Origin of the sequence: Mycobacterium sp. E2497 (assembly GCF_001668695.1) — a bacterium.
Lineage (GTDB): Bacteria > Actinomycetota > Actinomycetes > Mycobacteriales > Mycobacteriaceae > Mycobacterium.
On sequence record NZ_LZKD01000107.1, the window covers coordinates 24,537 to 43,604 of the forward strand.

Here is a 19,068-nt window from a genome sequence, read left to right on the forward strand (position 1 = left end):
GTCAGCGCGGGGCGGTCGAATGGTGGATCTGCGCGGCCGAGACGCTGTCATAAGACGGCAACGCGAAGTCGGGCGAGGCACAGATGTCGGCGCTGTCGCGGACCCGGTCCAACCAGTAACTCTGATCGGCCGCCGACGCGCAGGCGTAGAGCTTCATGTAGGTCGCCGCGAACGGGAACAAGAAGCCGTTGCCGACCGCCTGCCAGACGGCCGCCGCCACGCCCGGGGTCTCGACGCCCCGGTAGTCGTCCAGCGCGATCACGCCACGTGGCGCAGCGTGGGTCACGGCGAGGTGGATGTCCTTCGCCACGCACCGGTAGCTGTGACAGCCGTCGATGTGGGTGAACCGAAGTGCCCGTTCGCCAAGATCGAGCTCCGACGACGGGCAGACCTCAAGCTGTGGCCGGCGAGTGTGGAACCGGTCCCAGTTGGCCAGGAACTGCTGCTGGTCCAGGCCCGCGTACTGCCGGCGCGGGAGCGGCGCGAGGTCGTCGTGATCGACCACCGCATCGAAGAGATCGCAGATCACCAGTTCTTCGTCGTCACGCAGGCCGTAACCCATCAGGATGGCGGACTTGCCCTGGTATGTGCCGATCTCGAGCATGTCCCCCTTGATGCGCTCGGCCGTCTGGCAGGCGAGCAGCTTGGTGAAAAGCGCGACATCGGCCTCGAAGAACCAGCCGTCGACGTTGTCCATCTGCTCGGCATAGAGGTTCCATACGGCATCGGTCATGATGCGCTCCTGCGCATGAACTCCTCCAAGGAGGTTCGTGGTGGCCGACGTTTTCAGATGTGCGCCGTGCGTTGAAGGGTATCAATGGGTCACGCGACTCACTCGGGGCCTTTGGTCCTTCGGCTTGGATCTCTTCGGCCCTGACAGTCACGGCCGCCCCGAGTGATCCTGCCGGTGGGTACACGGCCGATCAGGGAAGAACTCCAAATGTGGCAACCACCACGTGGCGCCGTCTTGGTAGGCGTTGATGGCTCGGCCGCGGCCCTGCGTGCCGTCCGGTGGGCGGCCCGGGATGCGGCGCTGAGGAAGGCGCCGCTGACCCTGGTGCATGTCGTCGACGCCCTCTTGCCGGAGTGGTTCGAGGTCGCCGCGCTGGCGGGCTTCAGCCAATGGCAGGAACAGCGGGCACGCGATGTCATCTCGTCGGCGATCAAGGTCGCCGAGGAGAACACCGATGAGCGCGATCCGGTGCAGATCGACGGCAAGGTGTTGCGTTCTGCCACCGTCCCGACGCTCATCGGCCTCTCCAAAGCCGCGGAGATGGTCGTGGTCGGCTACCGGGGACACGGCGGCGTCCTTGCCGGCAACTTCCTGGGCTCGGTGAGTTCGAACTTGGTTTACCACGCGCATTGCCCGGTCGCCGTAATCCACGACGACAAAGCCCTGACCGGCAATGGCGCGCGGGCACCGGTGCTGGTGGGCATCGACGGCTCGCCGGCGTCGGAAGCGGCCACTGCCATCGCGTTCGAGGAAGCCTCCCGGCGCGGTGTCGGGCTGCTGGCCATGCACGCCTGGACCGATCCCCGGGTTGCCGGCTCCAAGGGGTCGTTCCAGGACGCCAAATGGGACGCTCAACTATCCGAGGAGGAGGCGACGCTCGCTGAGCGACTGGCCGGTTGGCGCGAACGCTATCCCGACGTGGGGGTCGATCGCAGGATCGAAATCGGTGATCCGGCGCGTTGGCTGATCGAGGCGTCCCAGCGCGCGCAACTCGTCGTGGTCGGCAGCCACGGCTGCGGCTGGGTCAGGGGCAGGTTGCTGGGATCGGTCGGGGCGGCGGTGGTCAACCGGGCCAAGGTCCCGGTGATCGTGGCGCGCCGGTCGTGACGGCGGCCGCTCGCTAGTTCCCCGGCCTGACGGGCACGAGGTCTTCGGTGAGGGCCTCGTCGGCCAGATCTTCGAGTTCCTTGCCTTTCGTCTCCGGTCCGATCGCATAGCCGAGCAGCGTCAGCGCCCAAAGGCCGGCGAGCGCCAGATACGGCGCCTCGAGCCCGTAATGCGTGATGCCCCAACCGACCACGGCCGGGGCCGCGATGGAGACGACGCGGCCGCCGCCAACTGCGATGCCGAAACCCGTGCCGCGCAACACCGTTGGGAAGAGCTCTGAGACGTACGTGTCCCCGACGCCCCACAGCCAGCCGAGGGTGGCGATGGCGATCGCACCGAAGACCAGGTATCGGTCCAACGAGTGGGAGGTGGCGGCCAGGACGGTCGAGACCAACTCGATCACTCCGGCGAGGATCGCCGAGGGGCGCCGGCCCACCCAATCGGCGAGCGCGGTTCCCAGGTAGACGAATACGACCTGGAGCAGGAAGAACAGCAGCGCGTAGCGGATCGCCTCGATCGAGGAGGCGTGGAACCTCTTGACGATGTACGTCGTCAAGAAGACGGTCACGCCCCAGTAGCCGACCGCGTTGGCCGTGTAGATCAGCCAGCCGGAGAACAGTCGCCGACGCACGCCGGGAAGGTGCCACAGCCGCGGCTTGCTGGCCCCGTTGTCGACCCGGGCCTGCACGTCGGTGTACCGGTGCGATTCGGCTATTCCCCGCCGGACGAGGAACAGGACGACGGCCGGGACGATCGCCACGATGAAGGCGGACTGCCAACCGAACCGCGGCACCAGGGCCAGCGCGACGGCCGCTGCGAGGACATAGCCCAGGGAGAAGAAGGAGAAGATCACCCCGCCGACTCCGAGGGCGCGCGTCTTCGCAGGCCAGACCTCGGCGGTGTAGGGCGCACCGACCGCCAGTTCCCCGGCACCGCCCACCCCGGTGAGGAAGCGAAGTCCGGTGAAGGCGGCGACATTCGCCGTGAGCCCGGCCAATGAGGTGGTGATGCCGTAGAGCAGGATCGACGCCCCGAGGGTGGTCTTACGCCCCCACCGGTCGGCGGCGTATCCGAAGCCGATGGTGCCGATTGTGTAGCCCAGCAGGAAGATTGAGCCGATGTAGCCGGCCTCGGCGTCGGTGATGTGCAACGTCTTCTTTATGTCCGGCAGCACCAAGCCGTAGATGTTCACCGCGTACGAGTCGAAGCCATAACCCAATCCGGCTGTCACCGCGACGAAGAGGGCCTGCTTGAACGTGGCGGGTAGGGCTCGAGGTACCTGGGTCGTGGGGCTGCCCACATTTGACGTCACCTGAGGGAAGGTATGCGCGAGGCCACGTGCGCAAAAGGATCACAATCCGCCTGATCGGAACCGGCGCCGCGCCGATCCGAGGTAGCTTGGCACCGGGCTCGCCGGGCCATACGGCTTGTCGCGGCGGCCTGGTAGGGATGGAAGAAGCAAGCGGTGAGGACTCATCCCAGTTGACGCCCTCCGAGCGGCGGGGTCCCGCGGTGGCGGGAATGCTCGCAGCGTGTCTCGTGCTGGTGCAGTGCACCGCCGCGCAGCCGCCTCCGGCGGCACCGTCGCGGTCCGCTCCACCGTCATCGTCGGCCGATGGGTCATCGTCGGCCGGTGCGCCGCTTGCACCCGCCGGCGCGACCGTCGAACCGGTCACCGCCGCCGAGCTCGGCGCGAGCTGGCGGCCGGGCTGCCCCGTCGAGCCGGGGCGCCTGCGACGGATCACCCTCGACCACATCGGTTTCGACGGCCAGGCGCATCGGGGCGAGCTGATCGTGTACGAGGACTTGGTGCCGGACGTCACCGCGATCTTCGACCAGCTCTACCGGCTGCGTTTTCCCGTCGAGAAGATCCGCACGGTCGACCACTATCCGGATGCGGATGACGAATTGTCCATGGAGGACAACAACACGTCGGCGTTCAACTGCCGAACCATCCCGGGGACCGACGAATGGTCTCCGCACGCTTACGGCCGGGCGATCGATCTCAATCCACTTGTCAATCCGTGCCTGTACGCAAGCGGATATTTCGAACCGCGCAACGCGGCGGCCTACCTGGACCGCAGCCGCACTGATCCGGGACTCTTACACGCCGGCGACCCGGCGGTCCGGGTCTTCACAGATCGTGGCTGGCGGTGGGGTGGTGAGTGGACGGCTCCCCTCGATTACCAACACTTCGAGCGGCCCTAAAGGCCCAGGGCCTGAGCCGCTGCCGTGGCAATCTCACCGCGCAGATCCGACATCGGTGGACTGCCCCGGGTGTGAATCGAATTCGAGAGCACCACGACGTAGGTGTCTGAGCTCGGGTCCATCCACACGGAGGTTCCGGTGAAGCCGGTGTGGCCGAAGCTACCGATCGGGAAGACGACGCCTCGCGGCGCGGACTGGCCCGTATCGATATCCCAGCCGAAGCCGCGCAGGTTCTGCCCCGCGATCGCCGGATAGTGCGGGGCGAGCAGCGGATCCGCTCTGTTCGGTCTCTTCGCGACGGCCGCTCGGGCGGCGGCGTTGGCCGCCTTGAGTTGCTCGAGCGTGTGTCCCGGTTGCTGCGGACTGGTCATCATCTCGAGAGTTGTTTGCGCCAAGGGGAATTGGCTCGGACGGCCCGCGAGCCGGTCAAGCAGTGCCTGGGCAAAAACGCCGACATCGTGGGCCGTCGAGAACACGCCCGCATGCCCGGCCACACCCCCCATGCGCCGCGCCGTCGTGTCCTGCACGGTGCCCCGGAGCAGGTGATCGAGGTCCGGGTTCTTGCCCGGATCCCCTCTGCCCTCTTCGTCTCGTGCCGTCGGTGCGATGCGGGCCAGCAGACCGGTGTTCCAGGTCCCCGCGGGGCAAGCGGCCGGCGCTTGGTCTTGCGGCACGGGAGCCCAGGCGACCGCGGCGCCCAGCGTCGTGTGCGGACCACACGCTTGCGCCGGGGGGAGGTAACGGGTGTCTGCCATGCCGAGCGGCTCAAACACCTGTCGCTGAACGTAGACGTCCAGGGCCTCGCCGGTGGCCTTCTCGATCAGCGCTCCCAGCAGGATGAAATTGATGTCCGAGTAGCGGAAAGCCTGGCCGGGGTCCGACTCCAGTGGCGTGGTGAGCGCGCGATGAAGGCCCTCTTCCTTGTCGGCCTTGTCCAGCCCCCACGGGTCTCCCAGGTTCACGTCCCCGGTTTCCCCGGACGTGTGGGTGAGGAGCATGCGAACGGTCACCTTTGCGCGGCGCGGATCGTTCCCGGTGTTGAAATCGGGCAGGTACTGCTGCACGGGGTCGTCGAACGCAACCTTGCCTTGCTCGTAGAGCTGCATGACCGCGGTCGCCGTCGCGAGGCTCTTGGTCACCGACGCCAAATCGAAGATCGTGTCCTCGGTCATCGGTTCGGCGGGTGCCTGCGACCCGTCCAGGCCGGGTTCGCCGGCCAGCTTGCGGGAACCGTAGGCCTGGTGGAAGGCGACCTTGCCGCCGTGACCGATGACCACAACCGCACCCGGCAACCGGTTCGCCGCGATCGCGTCGTTGATCAGCCGGGAGATTTTTGTGAAGTCAACCGCGGGCGCCGGGTCGGGCGGTTTGACGATTGTCGCGACGTCCGGTCCGGGAGCCCGCGTGCTTGCGCCCAAGGCTGGGCGTCCCGCGTCGCCACGCGCGCAAGCCGCGGTCATTGCCAGGAAGACGGTCCCGGCGGCGATCGCGCTTCGGATCGCACCGCGAAAGCCTGCGGCGACCGGTCGATTCATTGTGGCGCCCATCTCGTTACCTGCGATTTTGTTTCCGGATCTTGACGGCGTCAAGCGATCACGCCCGTATCGTGAGGGCGGTGTGCGAGCCTGCGCCCGGCCGGCCCCATAACTCGCCAGCCGTCGTCAGCCGACGCCAGCTGTTAGCGGTGGCCGGCGGCGTGGGCGTAGGGGTGGCTTCCATGATCCGATCCTGGCCGCCTTCGGCTCGGCGACCTTCCCCGACGTCGACCGGCGTCAGCCTGAGGTCGGAGATTGCGGCACCGTTGCTCTGCCGCGACGCCTGGGGCGCGCGCCCAGCGGGCGCTGGCGGAAAGCGCCACACCATCACCCGGATGACCCTGCACCACGAGGCCGTCGTCCTTGGCGACAACCGCAATGCCCCGGGCCACCTGCGACGGGATCAGCGGTACCACCAGGATCAGCACGGCTGGATCGACATCGCCTATCACGTCGGCGTGGACCGCAACGGCAACATCTACGAACTCCGGAGCACCGAAATCGCGGGTGACACCGCGACCGACTACGACACGACGGGCCATTTCCTCGTGCTGTGCGAAGGAGACTTCGATCAAGAGGCCGTGTCGGAGGCCCAGCTTCAGGGAGCGGCTCGCGCGTTCGCATGGGCCGCCCAGAATTTCCGTATAGCAACCGCCACGTTGGCGGGCCATCGCGACCTAGCCCAGACCTCTTGCCCTGGTGGAAATCTCTATGCCCACCTTTCCTCGGGTGACCTGAAACGCCGCATCGACGATCTGCTGGCCGCGGGCGGAGTCGACCTCCAGCGCTTCTGCGGACCCGACGCCGCCGCAAGAGTCGCGGCAATCGAGGCCGGCGACTGACGAGCGCTGCCCGCCGTTGGCCGGGTTGACCGGCGGCAGTCGACCACGGCGGATTTTCTACAAGTGCACTAGTGCAAAGCTGCTTCGCGGGTATAGGATTCCAGGACGTTACAACCCTCAATTCGGCGGGACGTAGGCGTCCGGAATTGGGTCTAAGTCGGACGGGACGTGGGCGTCCGCGGCACATATGGCCAATGCCAAGACCTTTCACAGCCAGAAGGTTTCCATGAAACAACTGTGTGACGACCTAACCCAATTCGCTATCCAGGTGCGCCAGATCGGATATTCCGTCAACGGCGGCGTCGGAGAGCGGGAATGCCTGGACCTGAGCGCACGCATGCTCGCCGCGGTTAAGCAGGCTCAGGCCCGGGAGCTCACCGACCTCGCTGAGACACCCAGCGACCGCGAACAGACTGGCTAGAAGGATGACCGACAGGGCCAGTCAACTCTGGCCCGGCGACCTCATCGCCCAAGCCACGGACATCATCACCGACCGGTTCCAACTCGACGGCACGCAAGCCTTCGAAGTGCTCCGCAGAATGTCACGCGACACCAGGATGCAAATGTGTGTGGTCGCCGAGCAGATCATCAACCACGATGTGCCGGTGGACGCCGTGCTCCGCCTGGAAAACGGAGCTGATTGAACAGCAACGCGCTGCCAAGCGGGTTCCATCGCCCGGCGCGTGTCGGGTTACCCCGCAGCGTGTGTCAGTGAAGCCGCTGGAAGCGAAACGTCAGGTCCACCAAAGCTTTTGGTTATTCTGCATTACCAGGAGCCGCCGGGCTCGTGGTGGTCGTTGAGGTCGTCGGACCCGTTGAGGTAGTAGGACTCGTTGAGGTAGTAGGACTCGTTGAGGTAGCAGGACCCGTTGAAGTCGTAGGACTCGTTGAGGTGGTAGGACTCGTGGGGCTCGTCGTCCGCGCCGGGCTGGTCGGGCTCGTCGGGCTCGTCGGAGTCGGAGGAGTCGTGGGCGTGGTACTCGCCAGGCCCGGGCCTTCGCCGCACCAGTCCGCCACATCTTTCGGATACTGCTCGAGCGGTGGAGGACAACGCTGCCCCGGCGGGAAATTGGCGCCGGCGTTGAGCAGATCGCAGGGCACATAGACCTGCTTGCCCTTGGGAGTGTTGGTCAGACACTTCGTCGGCGGCTCGCCATGGGCTTGGACGGGAATGGGGGCCGCCGCCACCGCCACCACCGCACCGAGCGCCCAAGCAAGACGGCGATAGGTCATGAGAGCTCCTCACTCGCTCTTCCGATACACGTTCCCGCGATGCGGTGTCGGGCGTGCACAACGTGACATCGCCGTCGTATGGCGATTAAAGCCGCTCACCCCAGGCAAAATCCAACCGGCCTTGCCTAGTCTTATCCTCCCTCGGCCGTTTCCACACCCATCCTGTGTAGCCCGCCGGCGGTGCTTCGACGAACGGGCTTGGTGGAGTTGAGTGTGACGATGCTGCGCGGGCGTCATTGCTGTCAGTCATGCTGCCCGGTGGCCTATATCGAGGCTGTCCTAAGTGACAACAGGTGCCGGTTTAACTCTGCGGTCTAACGATCATCCACCCGTTGTCACCGGGCAGCACACGGGTTGAGCGGGTGACGGCTGCGACCCGGAAGGGATGACCGTTGTTGGTGATCTCGGTGTGTCCCTGCCTACCCTCTGACGTCCAGTTCAGGGTTGCGGTCCACTCGCAGGTGCAACTAGTCGTAACCGCAGTCAGATTCCAGACTTCCGTCGGGTCCGAGGCGCTGATCGAGTGCGGCAATTCCACGGGACGGCGCACCTCGCCTTCTGGAACAGCCCCCTCGTCCGGGATAGCGGTGACAGTGAGAGGTGTTGTGTCCAGGTTTGCCTGGAACCGATATGGCTTGAGTCCCCCACATTGTGCCCACGTGTTCGCCCACGTACCTTGCAGTGGGTTTGTACGGGAGACCACATTGATTGAGATGCTGTCGACCACAACCGTGTGTCCATTCCGCGCCTGCAAATCCACCGTGACGTAGTTGCCGCTTGCTGGGATGCCTCCGTTAGCGGTTGCCCACGCGTCCACGTCATCCCTGGGAAGCACCATGGGCAAGTGCTGCGGATCCTTATTGAAGACCCATCCTTCCCCGCCATGTTGACAGCTGGCTCTGGACGACGGAACCCTTGCGGTGGCAGACAAGTACTCCTCCGGACTGATTATCTTGGTGAACCAATGCAAGGGCCCGCCTACGGCCCAAGCAACAACCGGAACGACAACTGCTGTGGTCAGTACACCGCCCACCCACACCAGAATTTTCGTCCAACGGCTTCGGGGAGAAGTGGTGACTGCGTCGTCCGGCGGCGTCTGATTTGTGTCCTTTGCTGACACGGTGTCCCCTCACCCTCATAACAGCCGATATGACTGCTGCAATATCTCGGACACGGACCTGCGGCGAAACCAGGCGCCTACAGGCGCAGTCCCTTCACAAGACGATCACGATGTGCACCGATGTTGCATTTTCTCGCTAACCGCCAACAGAGTCTTTGGCCCTCAGAAGTGCGAATCCTCTTCGATATATCTGCGCTCGGCTGAATGAGGATCTGGCCCGGCGTTTCCAGCCGATGAAGGGCTCACTTGATGAATAAGCGGTTCCAACACACCCAGGGAATCTCGCGAAAACTTTGGCCCCCATCGAACCCCTTGCACGGTTCAAATCGGAACTACTATTCGGGAGTCTATAACATCAATCTTGACGGGAATCGTGACGCTGGGGACGATTCTGCGCCTTAATGGCCTTGCTTCGTGAAGGAAAAGAAGAAGGGCCGCATCTCTGCGGCCCTTCTGTTGTGGAGCTGCCGGGAATCGAACCCGGGTCCAACGGCATTCCCTCAAGACTTCTCCGTGCGCAGTCCACTATGCCTCTGCTCGGATCTCCTGGTCACGCGGACTAGCCAGGATGACGATCCCAGTCGCTGTTGGTGTCCCGATGACTCCCGCGACCGGACTCATCGGTGGATCCCTCTAGCTGACGCCAGGCTCCGGGTCGAGGGCTTTCCCGGTCTGACGGACTAGCTGTCGCTTAGGCAGCGAGAGCGTAGTCGCGCTGATGTGAATCGGCGCTTATCTGGTTGCAACGACGCTTACGGTGGTCTCTTGCCTGCACCGGCACGCTTCCCTTGATTCGATGCGCGATGTCGAAACCTTTCAGCCCCTCGCACACCCGCCGATTTTCGGCAGGAAAATCAATGGTACGCCGATATCAACGCGCGGCAACGGAGTTGTCTTCCCGAGCGGCGGCGATCAGATCACGAAATTGAGGTGCTCGACGACCCGGGCGGCCACGTCCTGGTCTCCGCCGAGGTCGATGTCCTGTGACCGCGAGGCACACATCGGGCGCCCGCCGGCGAGCCGGGTGAACTGCAGCCCGTCCAGCCGGATCGTCACCGTCGGCTCCAGACCGCCGAAGTCGTCGACCACCTGGGCCCGGCCGTCGACGCTGACGCGGATGCCGCGGGCAAGCGGCCCGGTGAGCTCGAACAGCACACGCGAACCCTCGGGCGCGTTCGCCCGCTTGCCCACCACGTAGCCCATCGTCGCGGCGATCTCGGCGAGGGACAGTTCCGACGCGGGCCCGACGAGCTGATCGTCGGACGACGGCCGCCCCAGGGCCTGACGAATGTCCTGCTCGTGCATCCAGCAGTCGAACACGCGGACCCGCATGAACCGCCCGTAGCTCTCCGGACCCACCGGTGTCAGCGTCACGGCGTCCCACTCCTCGGCGGGCATGCCCGCCAGCGCCCTGCGCCGTTCGTCGGTGATGCCCTTGAAGCGTTTGAGCACGTCCGCGCCGGATTCGGCGGCCAGGTGACGCACCCAGCACTCATTCATCACTCCGATGTCGTTGCGGACATGCTCCAGTGCCGAGACGTCGATGTCGGGCTGGGGCGCGGGGGCGCCGGCGAGGAAGGATTCGGTGCCGATCATGTGCGCCACCAGCGCCTTGACGTCCCAGCCGGGCAACGGACTGGCCGCCTGCCATTCCGCTTCCGGCAACCCGTCCAGCAGTGTGGTGATGTCGTCCCACACCGCGAACAGACCAGCGAGCACATCGGACTTGTCCAGCTTGGTGACGGGGCGATCGGCCATGCTCGGATAGTAGGCCGGTCGGCCGGCCAGGTCGTCAGCTGGCCGCGATCATGGCCACGGATCCCATGGCCATCACCATGCCGAAGCCCTGCCAGCGGGTCAGCCGCTCGCGCAGCACGACCATCGCCAGCACCACCGTCGCGGCCGGGTAGAGCGAGATCAGGATGCTGGCCAGCGAGAGCAGCCAGGTGTGCAGGGCCAGCAGCATGGTGACGTTGGCGCAGATGTCCAACAGGGCCACGGCCCAGGCGAGCTTCATGGGCTTGCCGCGCGGCGCCCGAAAGTTGTCGCTGGCCGCGGCCATCACGAAGATCACCACGGTGGCCGAGAGCCGGGCGAAGACCAGCGGCCACAGCTTGCACGCGTGCGGCGCCTGGTGGAGAAACACCAGGTTCAGCCCCATCGCCGAGCCGGCCAGCAGTGTGAGCCAGGCCACCTTCGGGGTGAACCGATACGGTGTCACGCCCTGCGCCGTCGCCTCCCGGCTCACCAGCATGACCGCGATGAGGGCCAGTACGACGCCCACAGAGGCCCCCGGCCCGGGACGCTCCCCCAGGGCCACTCCGACCGCCACCGGCACGGCGGCGTTGAGGACCGCGGCCAGCGGCGAGACGACGGAGATCGGCCCGGCGCCCAGCGCCGCGAAGAACGCCCACATGCCGACCGCCATCCCGACGCCGTACAGGCCGCCCCAGAAGATGGCGCCGCGCGAGATGGGCCCGCCCACGACGAGGGCCAGCGCGCCCAGCAAGAAGGTCTCGATCGGGTAGACCACCAGCATCACGCGTAGCGCGGCCACCCGTCGAGCGGCTACACCGCCCACGAAATCGCTGACGCCGTACGTGACGGCCGACAGCTGGGCGTAAGCGGCCCCGATCAGTTCATGCCCTTGGCTCGGCGACCCAATTCACGGACCACTTCGCGCTGGGCATCGCGGCGGGCCATGTCCTGGCGTTTGTCGTGCGCTCGCTTGCCGCGCGCCAGCGCGAGCTCGACCTTGACCTTTCCTTCGGAGAAATACAGAGACATCGGCACGAGGGCGAGGTTACCATCTCGTATCTTTCCGACCAGACGGTCGATTTGTTGCCTATGTAACAACAACTTTCGGTTGCGACGGGGCTCATGGTTGGTCCAGCTACCGTGCTGATACTCCGGAATGTGCAAGTTGCGCAACCACACTTCGCCGTCGTCGACGGTTGCGAACGCGTCGGCCAAAGACGCGTGGCCCTCGCGCAGGCTCTTCACCTCTGTGCCCAGCAAAGCCACTCCGGCCTCGAACTCTTCGAGAATCGAATAGTTGTGCCGCGCTTTGCGATTGGTGGCGACAATCTGTTTGCTGCCGCGCTTGCCGCCCGCCCCCTTGGCCCGGCCAAGATCTTTGGCCATAGCTACCGCCGAATGTAGAGGCGCAACGTCGCGTAGGCGGTCAGCCCGGCCATCGACACGCCGAGCAGGAACAACCACGGCGAGATGTAGAGGATGTCGGCATAGTCGACCTTCGCGATCAAATGAGCTTGGTAGAACTGGCTCAGCGCGTTGTCCAGGAACCACGCCCGCACCAGGATCAGGCCGACGATCGCGATGGCCACACCGATGGACGCGGCCAGCATCGCCTCCACCAAGAAGGGCAACTGCGTGTACCAGCGACTGGCGCCGACCGAGCGCATGATCCCGATTTCGGTGCGTCGCGTGTAGGCGGCGACTTGCACCATATTGGCGATCAGCAGGATCGCCCCGACGGCCTGCACCAGCGCGACGGCGAATGCGGCGTCGCGCAAACCGTCCAGAACGGCGAATAACCGGTCGATCAAATCCTTTTCGTTGAGGATGCTGCGCACCCCGGGCTGACCCTGCATCGCGGCATCGAACTCCGCGTGCTGTTCGGGATTGTTCAGCTTGACGATGAACGACGCGGGAAACGATTCCTTGCCGGCCACGTCCTTGAACTCCGGGAACTTCTTGATCGCGTCGTTGTAGGCGTCCTGCCGGTTGATGAAGCGCACCGATTTGACGTCTTGTCGTGCATCGATCTTGTCCCGCAGCGCTTTACACGGAGCCGACGCACACGTCGCGTCGTTGGCGGAGATGTCGTCGGTGAGGAAGACCTGCGTCTCGACGCGGTCGAGATAGATCTCCCGCGAGTTGTCGGCCAGCCGGACCACCAGCAGGCCGCCGCCGAACAAGCCGATGGAGATGGCCGTGGTGAGGATCATCGCGGCCGTCATCGTGACGTTCCGACGAAGACCGGTCAGGACCTCGTTGAACAGGAAGCCAAAGCGCACTTAGCGGTCCATCCCATAGATGCCGCGCTGCTCGTCGCGAACCAGCCGCCCCAGCGACAACTCCACGACGCGCTGGCGCATCGAGTCGACGATGTGGTGGTCGTGCGTCGCCATCACCACCGTCGTCCCCGTGCGGTTGATCCGCTCCAACAAATCCATGATGTCCTTACTGGTGTCCGGGTCGAGATTGCCAGTCGGCTCGTCGGCCAGCAGAACCAGGGGCCGGTTGACGTACGCGCGCGCGATCGCGACGCGTTGCTGCTCGCCACCGGACAACTCGTTCGGCAGCCGGTTGGCTTTGCCCGACAGGCCGACGGTTTCCAGCACCTCGGGCACCACCCGGTTGATCGCGTCGGTCCGTTTGCCGATCACTTCCAGCGCGAAGGCGACGTTTTCGTACACGGTCTTCTGTTGCAACAGGCGGAAGTCCTGGAAGACGGTCCCGATCACCTGACGCAGCTTGGGGATGTGACGGCCGCGCAGCTTGTTGACGTGGAACTTCGACACCCGGATGTCGCCGGACGTCGGGTTCTCCTCGCCGAGCAGCAGCCGCATGAACGTCGACTTGCCGGAGCCCGACGGGCCGATCAGGAAGACGAATTCACCCTTGTCGATTTTGACGTTGACGTCCTCCAACGCCGGGCGGGCCGACGCTTTGTACTTCTTGCTGACATGGTCCAGGGTGATCATCACGGCACGCCAGTGTAGCCGTGAATTTCGCTGGCAAGCCAAGTCAACTGGCTGGCGGCGGTGAACTGGGCGCCGGACCGGGCCCTGGCTGCGGTAGCTGAGGAGGCGGTGTGGTCGGGCTCGTACTGGGTGGACAGAACGGCGGCGGCAGCAGGCAAGGCAACTGCGGCAGCTGCAGCGGCGGCGGCGTCGTGGTCGTCGTCACCGGCGGAGGTGGCGGCGGTGGCGGCGGCGTGCTCGTCGGGGTCGGCGTATAGGTGGGCGTGGCCGGCGGCTGCTGCACGCGACTGCGGGGCACCCAGGTGTAGTTGGGGTCCGGAACGAAGCCCGGGGGCACGACTTGCTGCGCCGGCGGCTTGGGCGCCGGTTCGGGACGATAGGTGTCGTAGACCCACCACACGACGAAGAAGGCGACGATCAACACCAGGGTCGACGTGCGGACTCGCCCGCCGAACATGTATTGCGGCCAGCGGTGATCTGAGTCGGAGTCCCCGCTGCGCTTCTCGAAGATGCTCAGGGTGAACTTCAACGCTTCTGCACCGCACCTTGCACGTCGTCGTCGATCCGGTCTTCGGCGGCCTGGGCGGCCGGGACCGACGGGTCTTCCACCAGCCCCACCGTCGCGTCCGCCGCGGTCATGATGCCGACGCGGGCCAGCGCGCGAATGACCAGGACGCGCAGTTGCCGGCCGGCCTCGAACTGCTTGCCGGGCAGGGTCCGGGCCACCAGGCGCAAGGTGACGGTGTCGACTTCGATGCTCTCCACGCCCATGACCGTGGGGGCATCCAACAGCAAGTCCCCGAGCACCGGGTTGTCCATGGCGCGGTCGCACTCCTGGTGCAGGACCTCGTTGACCCGGTTCAGGTCGGCGCTGGTGGACACCGGGATGTCCACCACTGCGCGCGCCCAGTCCTTGGAGAGGTTCACCACCTTCACGATCTGCCCGTTGGGGATGGTCAGCACCTCGCCGTCCGGTGAGCGCAGCCGGGTCACCCGCAGCGTCACGTTCTCGACGGTCCCGCTGGCCTCCGTCGACGCCACGACGGTGAGGGTGACCAGGTCCCCGAAGCCGTACTGCCTCTCGGCCAGGATGAAGAAACCGGACAGCAGATCCCTCACCAGCTGCTGCGCGCCGAACCCCAGCGCGGCGCCGACCACGGTGGCCGGCGCGACCAGCCCACCGACGGAGAACTGCAGCACGTCGGCGATCTGCATGATGACCCAGATACTGATGAGGACCACCGACACCCAGGAGATCACCGAGGCCATGGCCTGGCGGTGCTTGGTGGCCTCCGAGCGCACCAGCGCGTCGCTTTCGGTGAAGCCCAGGTTGAGCTGACGGGTCACCTGCTGCGCGACCCAGTTGACGAACCGGGCCGCCAGCACCGCCACGATCAGCACCATCACGATCCGCAGACCCCTGGTGATGATCCATTGGCCGACGTCGCCGCGCCAGAATTCGTGCCAGCCCAGCGCCTTTATCACCGCGGGCGAGGCGAGAAGAGTTGTGTTAGTCGTCATCTTTTCGGTTGCGCCACCGGATTCCCGCTTCCAGGAACCCGTCGATGTCTCCGTCCAGGACGGCCGCCGGATTACCGACCTCGTAGTCGGTCCGCAGATCCTTGACCATCTGATACGGGTGCAGCACGTAGGAGCGCATCTGGTTGCCCCACGAACTGCCGCCTTCGCCTTTCAACGCGTCCAGCTCGGCCCGTTCTTCGGAACGCTTGCGCTCCAACAACTTTGCCTGAAGCACCCGCATCGCCGAAATCTTGTTCTGCAGTTGCGATTTTTCGTTCTGGCAAGTCACGACGATACCCGTTGGGATGTGGGTTAGACGAACCGCCGAGTCGGTGGTGTTCACCGATTGGCCGCCCGGGCCGCTGGAGCGGTAAACATCAACCCGCACATCGCCTTCCGGAATGTCGATGTGATCGGTGGTGTCCACCACCGGAAGGACCTCGACTTCGGCGAACGACGTCTGGCGTCGATTCTGGTTGTCGAACGGGCTGATCCGCACCAATCGATGGGTGCCCTGCTCGACGGACAACGTGCCGTAGGCGAACGGGGCGTGCACGGCGAACGTCGCGCTCTTGATGCCCGCCTCCTCGGCGTAGGAGGTGTCGAACACTTCGACGGGATACTTGTGCTGCTCGGCCCACCGGATGTACATCCGCATCAGCATCTCGGCCCAGTCGGCCGCATCCACCCCGCCGGCGCCGGAGCGGATGGTCACCAGCGCCTCCCGCTCGTCGTATTCGCCGGACAGCAGCGTGCGCACCTCGGTGGCCTCGATGTCGGCGCGCAGCGCCTTCAGCTCGGCGTCCGCCTCGGCGAGCGCTTCCGTTTTGCTGGCGGCACCTTCTGCTTCTTCGGCCGCCAGCTCGTAGAGCACCGGAAGGTCGTCGAGGCGCCGGCGCAGCTCCTCGATGCGGCGCAGCTCCCCTTGCGCGTGTGACAGTTCGCTGGTCACCCGCTGCGCGCGGGCCTGGTCGTCCCACAACTGGGGATCGGACGCCTCGTGTTCGAGCTTCTCGATGCGGCTGCGCAGACCGTCCACATCGAGCACCCGCTCCACCGTGGTCAGGGTGGAGTCAAGGGCGGCGATATCGGCTTGACGGTCGGGTTCCACAGCCGACAACGTTACCGGGGCCCGCCAGGCACCTCGTCTCCCGGCGAGTGCCCCGCCCACGACCAGCGGTCATGCGTTTAGCATCGAATCACGATCATGTGCGCCCCGCACTGCGCGCCGACAGCCCCCCGCGCGCTCACCGGGCACGAATAGAAGGTCGAGTATGCGCCCATACCACGTTGCAATCGTCGGCTCGGGACCGTCGGGATTCTTCGCCGCGTCAGCCCTGCTCAAGGCGGCCGACGCGGCCGAGAACCTCGATATGGCCGTCGACATGCTGGAAATGCTGCCCACCCCGTGGGGGCTGGTGCGCTCCGGCGTCGCGCCCGACCACCCGAAGATCAAGTCGATCAGCAAGCAGTTCGAAAAGACCGCCGAGGATCCGCGCTTCCGATTCTTCGGCAACGTCGTGGTCGGTGAGCACGTGCTGCCCGGTGAGCTCACCGAACGCTACGACGCCGTGGTCTACGCCGTCGGGGCGCAGTCCGACCGGTCGCTGAAGATTCCCGGCGAGGACCTGCCCGGCAGCATGGCCGCCGTCGAATTCGTGGGTTGGTACAACGCGCACCCACACTTCCAAGAACCCGGCCCGGACCTGTCGGGCGCCCGGGCCGTCGTCGTCGGCAACGGCAACGTCGCCCTGGACGTCGCGCGCATCCTGGTGACCGATCCCGATGTGCTCGCACGCACCGACATCGCCGACCACGCCCTGGATTCGCTGCGGCCGTGTGGTGTGGAGGAAGTGGTGGTGATCGGGCGACGCGGGCCGCTGCAGACCGCGTTCACCACGCTGGAGTTGCGCGAGCTGGCGGATCTGGAGGGCGTCGACGTGATCGTCGATCCAGCGCAGCTGGAGGGCATCACAGCTGACGACGAGGCCGCCGCGGACAAGACGACGAAGCTGAACATCAAGGTGTTGCGCGATTACGCCGGGCGCGCGCCACGGCCCGGCCATCGTCGAATCGTGTTCCGGTTCATGACTTCGCCGATCGAGATCAAGGGCGACGGCAAAGTGGAGAGCATCGTGCTGGGCCGCAACGAACTGGTCACCGACGACAGCGGCCGGGTGTCCGCAAAGGACACCGGCGAGCGCGAGGAACTGCCGGTTCAGCTGGTGGTGCGGTCGGTCGGCTACCGAGGTATGCCCACGCCGGGGCTGCCGTTCGACGACAAGACCGCGACCATCCCCAATACCGCCGGCCGGGTGGAGGGAAGCCGCAACGAATACGTCGCCGGATGGATCAAGCGCGGCCCGACGGGTGTCATCGGCACGAATAAGAAGGACTCCCAGGAGACGGTCGACACCCTGCTGGCCGATCTGGGTCGCGCGAAAGCCGGCGACCTGGCGGACTTCCCCGAGGACCACGCCGACAAGCTGGCCGAGTGGCTGGCCTCACGCCAGCCGAAGCTGGTCACCTCAGCGCACTGGGAGGTCATCGACCGTCACGAGCGCGCCGCCGGTGAGCCGCACGGGCGTCCCCGCGTCAAGCTGCCCAACCTCGAGGAGCTGCTGCGCATCAGCCACGGCTGATCACGAAGCCGCGGTGGCGAGCAGTTCGGGTGCGTCGAGTCCGGTGAGCCGGCGGTGCATGGCCCAGGCGATCCGGGCGCCCTGAACCTTCGCCCGGTCGGCCGCCGGTCCGCGATACATGTCGTCGACGGTGGTGTGCCAGATGCTGAGCCAGCGCAGGAAGTGGCGGTTGGACAGCGGGGTCCGCCGGTGGATGTCGCGGTGCGCCTGCAACGCGCTGCCGCGGTAGCTTCCCGCGCGAAAGAGCACCGTCTCCCAGAAATCGCACATCCTCGGAATGTGTGCGTCCAAACCGACGGCGCGCAAGCCGGCGAACGGCTCGGCCAGCACCTCGTCGGCCAGCGCCCGCCCGTAGAAGCGGCGCAGGAGCGCCTCCACGTCGGCGCGGCCGACCAGATCGGCGTTCGCTTCCGCCATTCCCGCGGTCACAGGTTGCCGCACCGTATCGCCAGCACGGAATGTCCCGCGTTGCAAACCCGCTCAGCGGTATGACCTTCGGTGACCAGCAGCTGCCCGGCTTCCGGGTTGGCGCGCAGGTACTGCTCCACACTGTCGCGCACGATCGCGGGCTCCGCCCGCACGTCCGGGTACAGCCGCGTCCAACGCGCGAGCCGTCGAGTCAATTGCGCTTGCGCCGAACGCGTTCCGTCACCGTCGTCCTGGGAGTCCTCACCGCGATACACCCAGAGCGCGCGCAGCGTCGCCTCGCGCAGCCTCGCCTCATCGAACGCATGCCGCAGCACCATGCCGTTGTCGGCCTCGGCCAGCACCGTCGTCACCTTCGGCGCCGCCGACCGTCTTGCCGGCTGCCGGATGACCGCGACCGGGCACCGGGCCGAGCCGGCCAACGCCGTCGCGACCGGGGTTCCGCCATGGCGGGCGTGGTTGAGCCCGATCGAGCCGACGCAGATCATGGCCGCCGACCGCGACTCCTCCAGCAGCTTGGTGAGCGGCCTTCCGCACAGGATGTCGGTTTCGATCTTGACCGGAGCGCCGGTGGCGCCCACGGACCGATGGGCGTCGGCCAGCGCCGTCCTCGCGCCTGCGAGGCGCGCCTCGCAGGCCTGCGCGGTGGTGGCGTCCTGCGGGTCGACGACATAGACCAATCGCATCGGGATATCGCGGCTGACGGCCTCGTCGATCGCCCACAGGGCGGCCTGCTGCGCCGCCCTCGAGCCGTCCACCCCTACGACGACTGCCGGAGCCGGGAGGCTATTGCTCATCGCGGTCTCCTCTGCTGAGGTGTAAGCGGGGAACTTTCGCGTCGCCCAGCCATGACGTTATGGGGGGAAGCCACTCTCGCCCAGGGGCATTGGTCCCGAAACAGATGCCATAGGCCCTTGGCGACGTGTGACGGCGAAGAATTGGCGTTCCCCCGGCGATGACAACCGAATACA

20 protein-coding genes and 1 other RNA gene are annotated in these 19,068 nt (G+C 66.0%); 6 read left to right on the top strand and 15 right to left on the bottom strand.

Annotation, left to right across the window (positions count from 1 at the left end):
* Position 1: 1 nt before the first annotated feature.
* Positions 2-733: a class I SAM-dependent methyltransferase gene (locus A5713_RS08255; protein ID WP_067920931.1), complete on the bottom strand. Its 732-nt coding sequence runs from the start codon at positions 731-733 to the stop codon at positions 2-4.
* A 207-nt stretch (positions 734-940) separates the two neighbouring features.
* Between A5713_RS08255 and A5713_RS08260 the strand changes: the two genes are divergently transcribed.
* Entirely contained in the window at positions 941-1,840 is a 900-nt protein-coding gene (locus A5713_RS08260; protein WP_068094544.1) for a universal stress protein, read from the top strand.
* A gap of 13 nt (positions 1,841-1,853) precedes the next feature.
* On the opposite strand, the gene A5713_RS08265 is transcribed toward A5713_RS08260, so the two are convergent.
* Positions 1,854-3,152 (bottom strand): MFS transporter, encoded by a 1,299-nt coding sequence (locus A5713_RS08265; protein ID WP_067920933.1) that lies wholly within the window; start codon positions 3,150-3,152, stop codon positions 1,854-1,856.
* Positions 3,153-3,361: 209 nt separating this feature from the next.
* Between A5713_RS08265 and A5713_RS08270 the strand changes: the two genes are divergently transcribed.
* Positions 3,362-4,048 (top strand): M15 family metallopeptidase, encoded by a 687-nt coding sequence (locus A5713_RS08270; protein WP_082972845.1) that lies wholly within the window; start codon positions 3,362-3,364, stop codon positions 4,046-4,048.
* Here the strand turns inward: A5713_RS08270 and A5713_RS08275 are convergent.
* Entirely contained in the window at positions 4,045-5,508 is a 1,464-nt protein-coding gene (locus tag A5713_RS08275; RefSeq protein WP_082972846.1) for a serine hydrolase domain-containing protein, read from the bottom strand. The genes A5713_RS08270 and A5713_RS08275 overlap by 4 nt on opposite strands.
* A gap of 341 nt (positions 5,509-5,849) precedes the next feature.
* Between A5713_RS08275 and A5713_RS08280 the strand changes: the two genes are divergently transcribed.
* The 3 genes from A5713_RS08280 (at position 5,850) to A5713_RS08290 (ending at position 7,069) form a co-directional block, all read left to right on the top strand.
* Entirely contained in the window at positions 5,850-6,425 is a 576-nt protein-coding gene (locus A5713_RS08280) for a peptidoglycan recognition family protein (RefSeq protein ID WP_231980283.1), read from the top strand.
* A gap of 187 nt (positions 6,426-6,612) precedes the next feature.
* The gene (locus A5713_RS08285) at positions 6,613-6,846 is read left to right on the top strand and encodes a hypothetical protein (protein WP_067920941.1); all 234 of its coding nucleotides are present in this window, start codon (positions 6,613-6,615) and stop codon (positions 6,844-6,846) included.
* A 4-nt stretch (positions 6,847-6,850) separates the two neighbouring features.
* Positions 6,851-7,069 (top strand): ANTAR domain-containing protein, encoded by a 219-nt coding sequence (locus A5713_RS08290; protein ID WP_067920943.1) that lies wholly within the window; start codon positions 6,851-6,853, stop codon positions 7,067-7,069.
* Between the two features lie 122 nt (positions 7,070-7,191).
* On the opposite strand, the gene A5713_RS08295 is transcribed toward A5713_RS08290, so the two are convergent.
* From A5713_RS08295 to prfB, 10 genes are all read right to left on the bottom strand, one after another.
* Positions 7,192-7,431 carry a hypothetical protein gene (locus A5713_RS08295; RefSeq protein ID WP_068094495.1) on the bottom strand — a complete coding sequence of 80 codons (240 nt, stop codon included), beginning with the start codon at positions 7,429-7,431 and terminating at the stop codon, positions 7,192-7,194.
* A gap of 1,803 nt (positions 7,432-9,234) precedes the next feature.
* Positions 9,235-9,602, bottom strand: a transfer-messenger RNA (tmRNA) gene (gene ssrA, locus A5713_RS08300).
* A gap of 88 nt (positions 9,603-9,690) precedes the next feature.
* Entirely contained in the window at positions 9,691-10,536 is an 846-nt protein-coding gene (locus A5713_RS08305; RefSeq protein WP_068094498.1) for a maleylpyruvate isomerase family mycothiol-dependent enzyme, read from the bottom strand.
* A 34-nt stretch (positions 10,537-10,570) separates the two neighbouring features.
* Positions 10,571-11,416: an EamA family transporter gene (locus tag A5713_RS08310; protein ID WP_142393456.1), complete on the bottom strand. Its 846-nt coding sequence runs from the start codon at positions 11,414-11,416 to the stop codon at positions 10,571-10,573.
* The gene (gene smpB, locus A5713_RS08315) at positions 11,413-11,922 is read right to left on the bottom strand and encodes an SsrA-binding protein SmpB (protein ID WP_067920951.1); all 510 of its coding nucleotides are present in this window, start codon (positions 11,920-11,922) and stop codon (positions 11,413-11,415) included. The genes A5713_RS08310 and smpB overlap by 4 nt, the downstream gene beginning before the upstream one ends.
* Before the next feature lie 2 nt (positions 11,923-11,924).
* Positions 11,925-12,818: a permease-like cell division protein FtsX gene (ftsX, locus tag A5713_RS08320; protein WP_067920953.1), complete on the bottom strand. Its 894-nt coding sequence runs from the start codon at positions 12,816-12,818 to the stop codon at positions 11,925-11,927.
* Positions 12,819-13,508 (bottom strand): cell division ATP-binding protein FtsE, encoded by a 690-nt coding sequence (gene ftsE / locus A5713_RS08325; protein ID WP_067920955.1) that lies wholly within the window; start codon positions 13,506-13,508, stop codon positions 12,819-12,821.
* 43 nt (positions 13,509-13,551) lie between these two features.
* Positions 13,552-14,037 (bottom strand): hypothetical protein, encoded by a 486-nt coding sequence (locus A5713_RS08330; RefSeq protein WP_068094502.1) that lies wholly within the window; start codon positions 14,035-14,037, stop codon positions 13,552-13,554.
* Positions 14,034-15,029 carry a mechanosensitive ion channel family protein gene (locus tag A5713_RS08335; RefSeq protein WP_068094505.1) on the bottom strand — a complete coding sequence of 332 codons (996 nt, stop codon included), beginning with the start codon at positions 15,027-15,029 and terminating at the stop codon, positions 14,034-14,036. The genes A5713_RS08330 and A5713_RS08335 overlap by 4 nt, the downstream gene beginning before the upstream one ends.
* Positions 15,019-16,140, bottom strand: a complete 1,122-nt coding sequence (gene prfB / locus A5713_RS08340; RefSeq protein WP_068094508.1) for a peptide chain release factor 2 — start codon at positions 16,138-16,140, stop codon at positions 15,019-15,021. Before prfB ends, A5713_RS08335 begins: the two co-directional genes overlap by 11 nt.
* Before the next feature lie 163 nt (positions 16,141-16,303).
* Here prfB and A5713_RS08345 point away from each other — a divergent pair, with 163 nt between their 5' ends.
* Positions 16,304-17,671 carry an FAD-dependent oxidoreductase gene (locus tag A5713_RS08345; RefSeq protein WP_068094514.1) on the top strand — a complete coding sequence of 456 codons (1,368 nt, stop codon included), beginning with the start codon at positions 16,304-16,306 and terminating at the stop codon, positions 17,669-17,671.
* On the opposite strand, the gene A5713_RS08350 is transcribed toward A5713_RS08345, so the two are convergent.
* A complete protein-coding gene (locus A5713_RS08350) occupies positions 17,672-18,088 on the bottom strand; it encodes a group III truncated hemoglobin (protein WP_067916792.1) in 417 nt (138 codons plus the stop codon). It lies immediately after the preceding gene.
* An 8-nt stretch (positions 18,089-18,096) separates the two neighbouring features.
* A complete protein-coding gene (locus A5713_RS08355; protein WP_068094516.1) occupies positions 18,097-18,894 on the bottom strand; it encodes a universal stress protein in 798 nt (265 codons plus the stop codon).
* Between the last annotated feature and the right edge of the window lie 174 nt (positions 18,895-19,068).

Bases quoted from the DNA above. Each gene is read 5' to 3' on its own strand.
- A5713_RS08255 (WP_067920931.1), bottom strand. From the start codon at position 733: ATGACCGATGCCGTATGGAACCTCTATGCCGAGCAGATGGACAACGTC.
- A5713_RS08260 (WP_068094544.1), top strand. From the start codon at position 941: ATGTGGCAACCACCACGTGGCGCCGTCTTGGTAGGCGTTGATGGCTCG.
- A5713_RS08270 (WP_082972845.1), top strand. From the start codon at position 3,362: ATGCTCGCAGCGTGTCTCGTGCTGGTGCAGTGCACCGCCGCGCAGCCG.
- A5713_RS08275 (WP_082972846.1), bottom strand. From the start codon at position 5,508: ATGACCGCGGCTTGCGCGCGTGGCGACGCGGGACGCCCAGCCTTGGGC.
- A5713_RS08285 (WP_067920941.1), top strand. From the start codon at position 6,613: ATGGCCAATGCCAAGACCTTTCACAGCCAGAAGGTTTCCATGAAACAA.
- A5713_RS08290 (WP_067920943.1), top strand. From the start codon at position 6,851: ATGACCGACAGGGCCAGTCAACTCTGGCCCGGCGACCTCATCGCCCAA.
- A5713_RS08305 (WP_068094498.1), bottom strand. From the start codon at position 10,536: ATGGCCGATCGCCCCGTCACCAAGCTGGACAAGTCCGATGTGCTCGCT.
- smpB (WP_067920951.1), bottom strand. From the start codon at position 11,922: ATGGCCAAAGATCTTGGCCGGGCCAAGGGGGCGGGCGGCAAGCGCGGC.
- ftsE (WP_067920955.1), bottom strand. From the start codon at position 13,508: ATGATCACCCTGGACCATGTCAGCAAGAAGTACAAAGCGTCGGCCCGC.
- A5713_RS08335 (WP_068094505.1), bottom strand. From the start codon at position 15,029: ATGACGACTAACACAACTCTTCTCGCCTCGCCCGCGGTGATAAAGGCG.
- A5713_RS08345 (WP_068094514.1), top strand. From the start codon at position 16,304: ATGCGCCCATACCACGTTGCAATCGTCGGCTCGGGACCGTCGGGATTC.
- A5713_RS08350 (WP_067916792.1), bottom strand. From the start codon at position 18,088: ATGGCGGAAGCGAACGCCGATCTGGTCGGCCGCGCCGACGTGGAGGCG.
- A5713_RS08355 (WP_068094516.1), bottom strand. From the start codon at position 18,894: ATGAGCAATAGCCTCCCGGCTCCGGCAGTCGTCGTAGGGGTGGACGGC.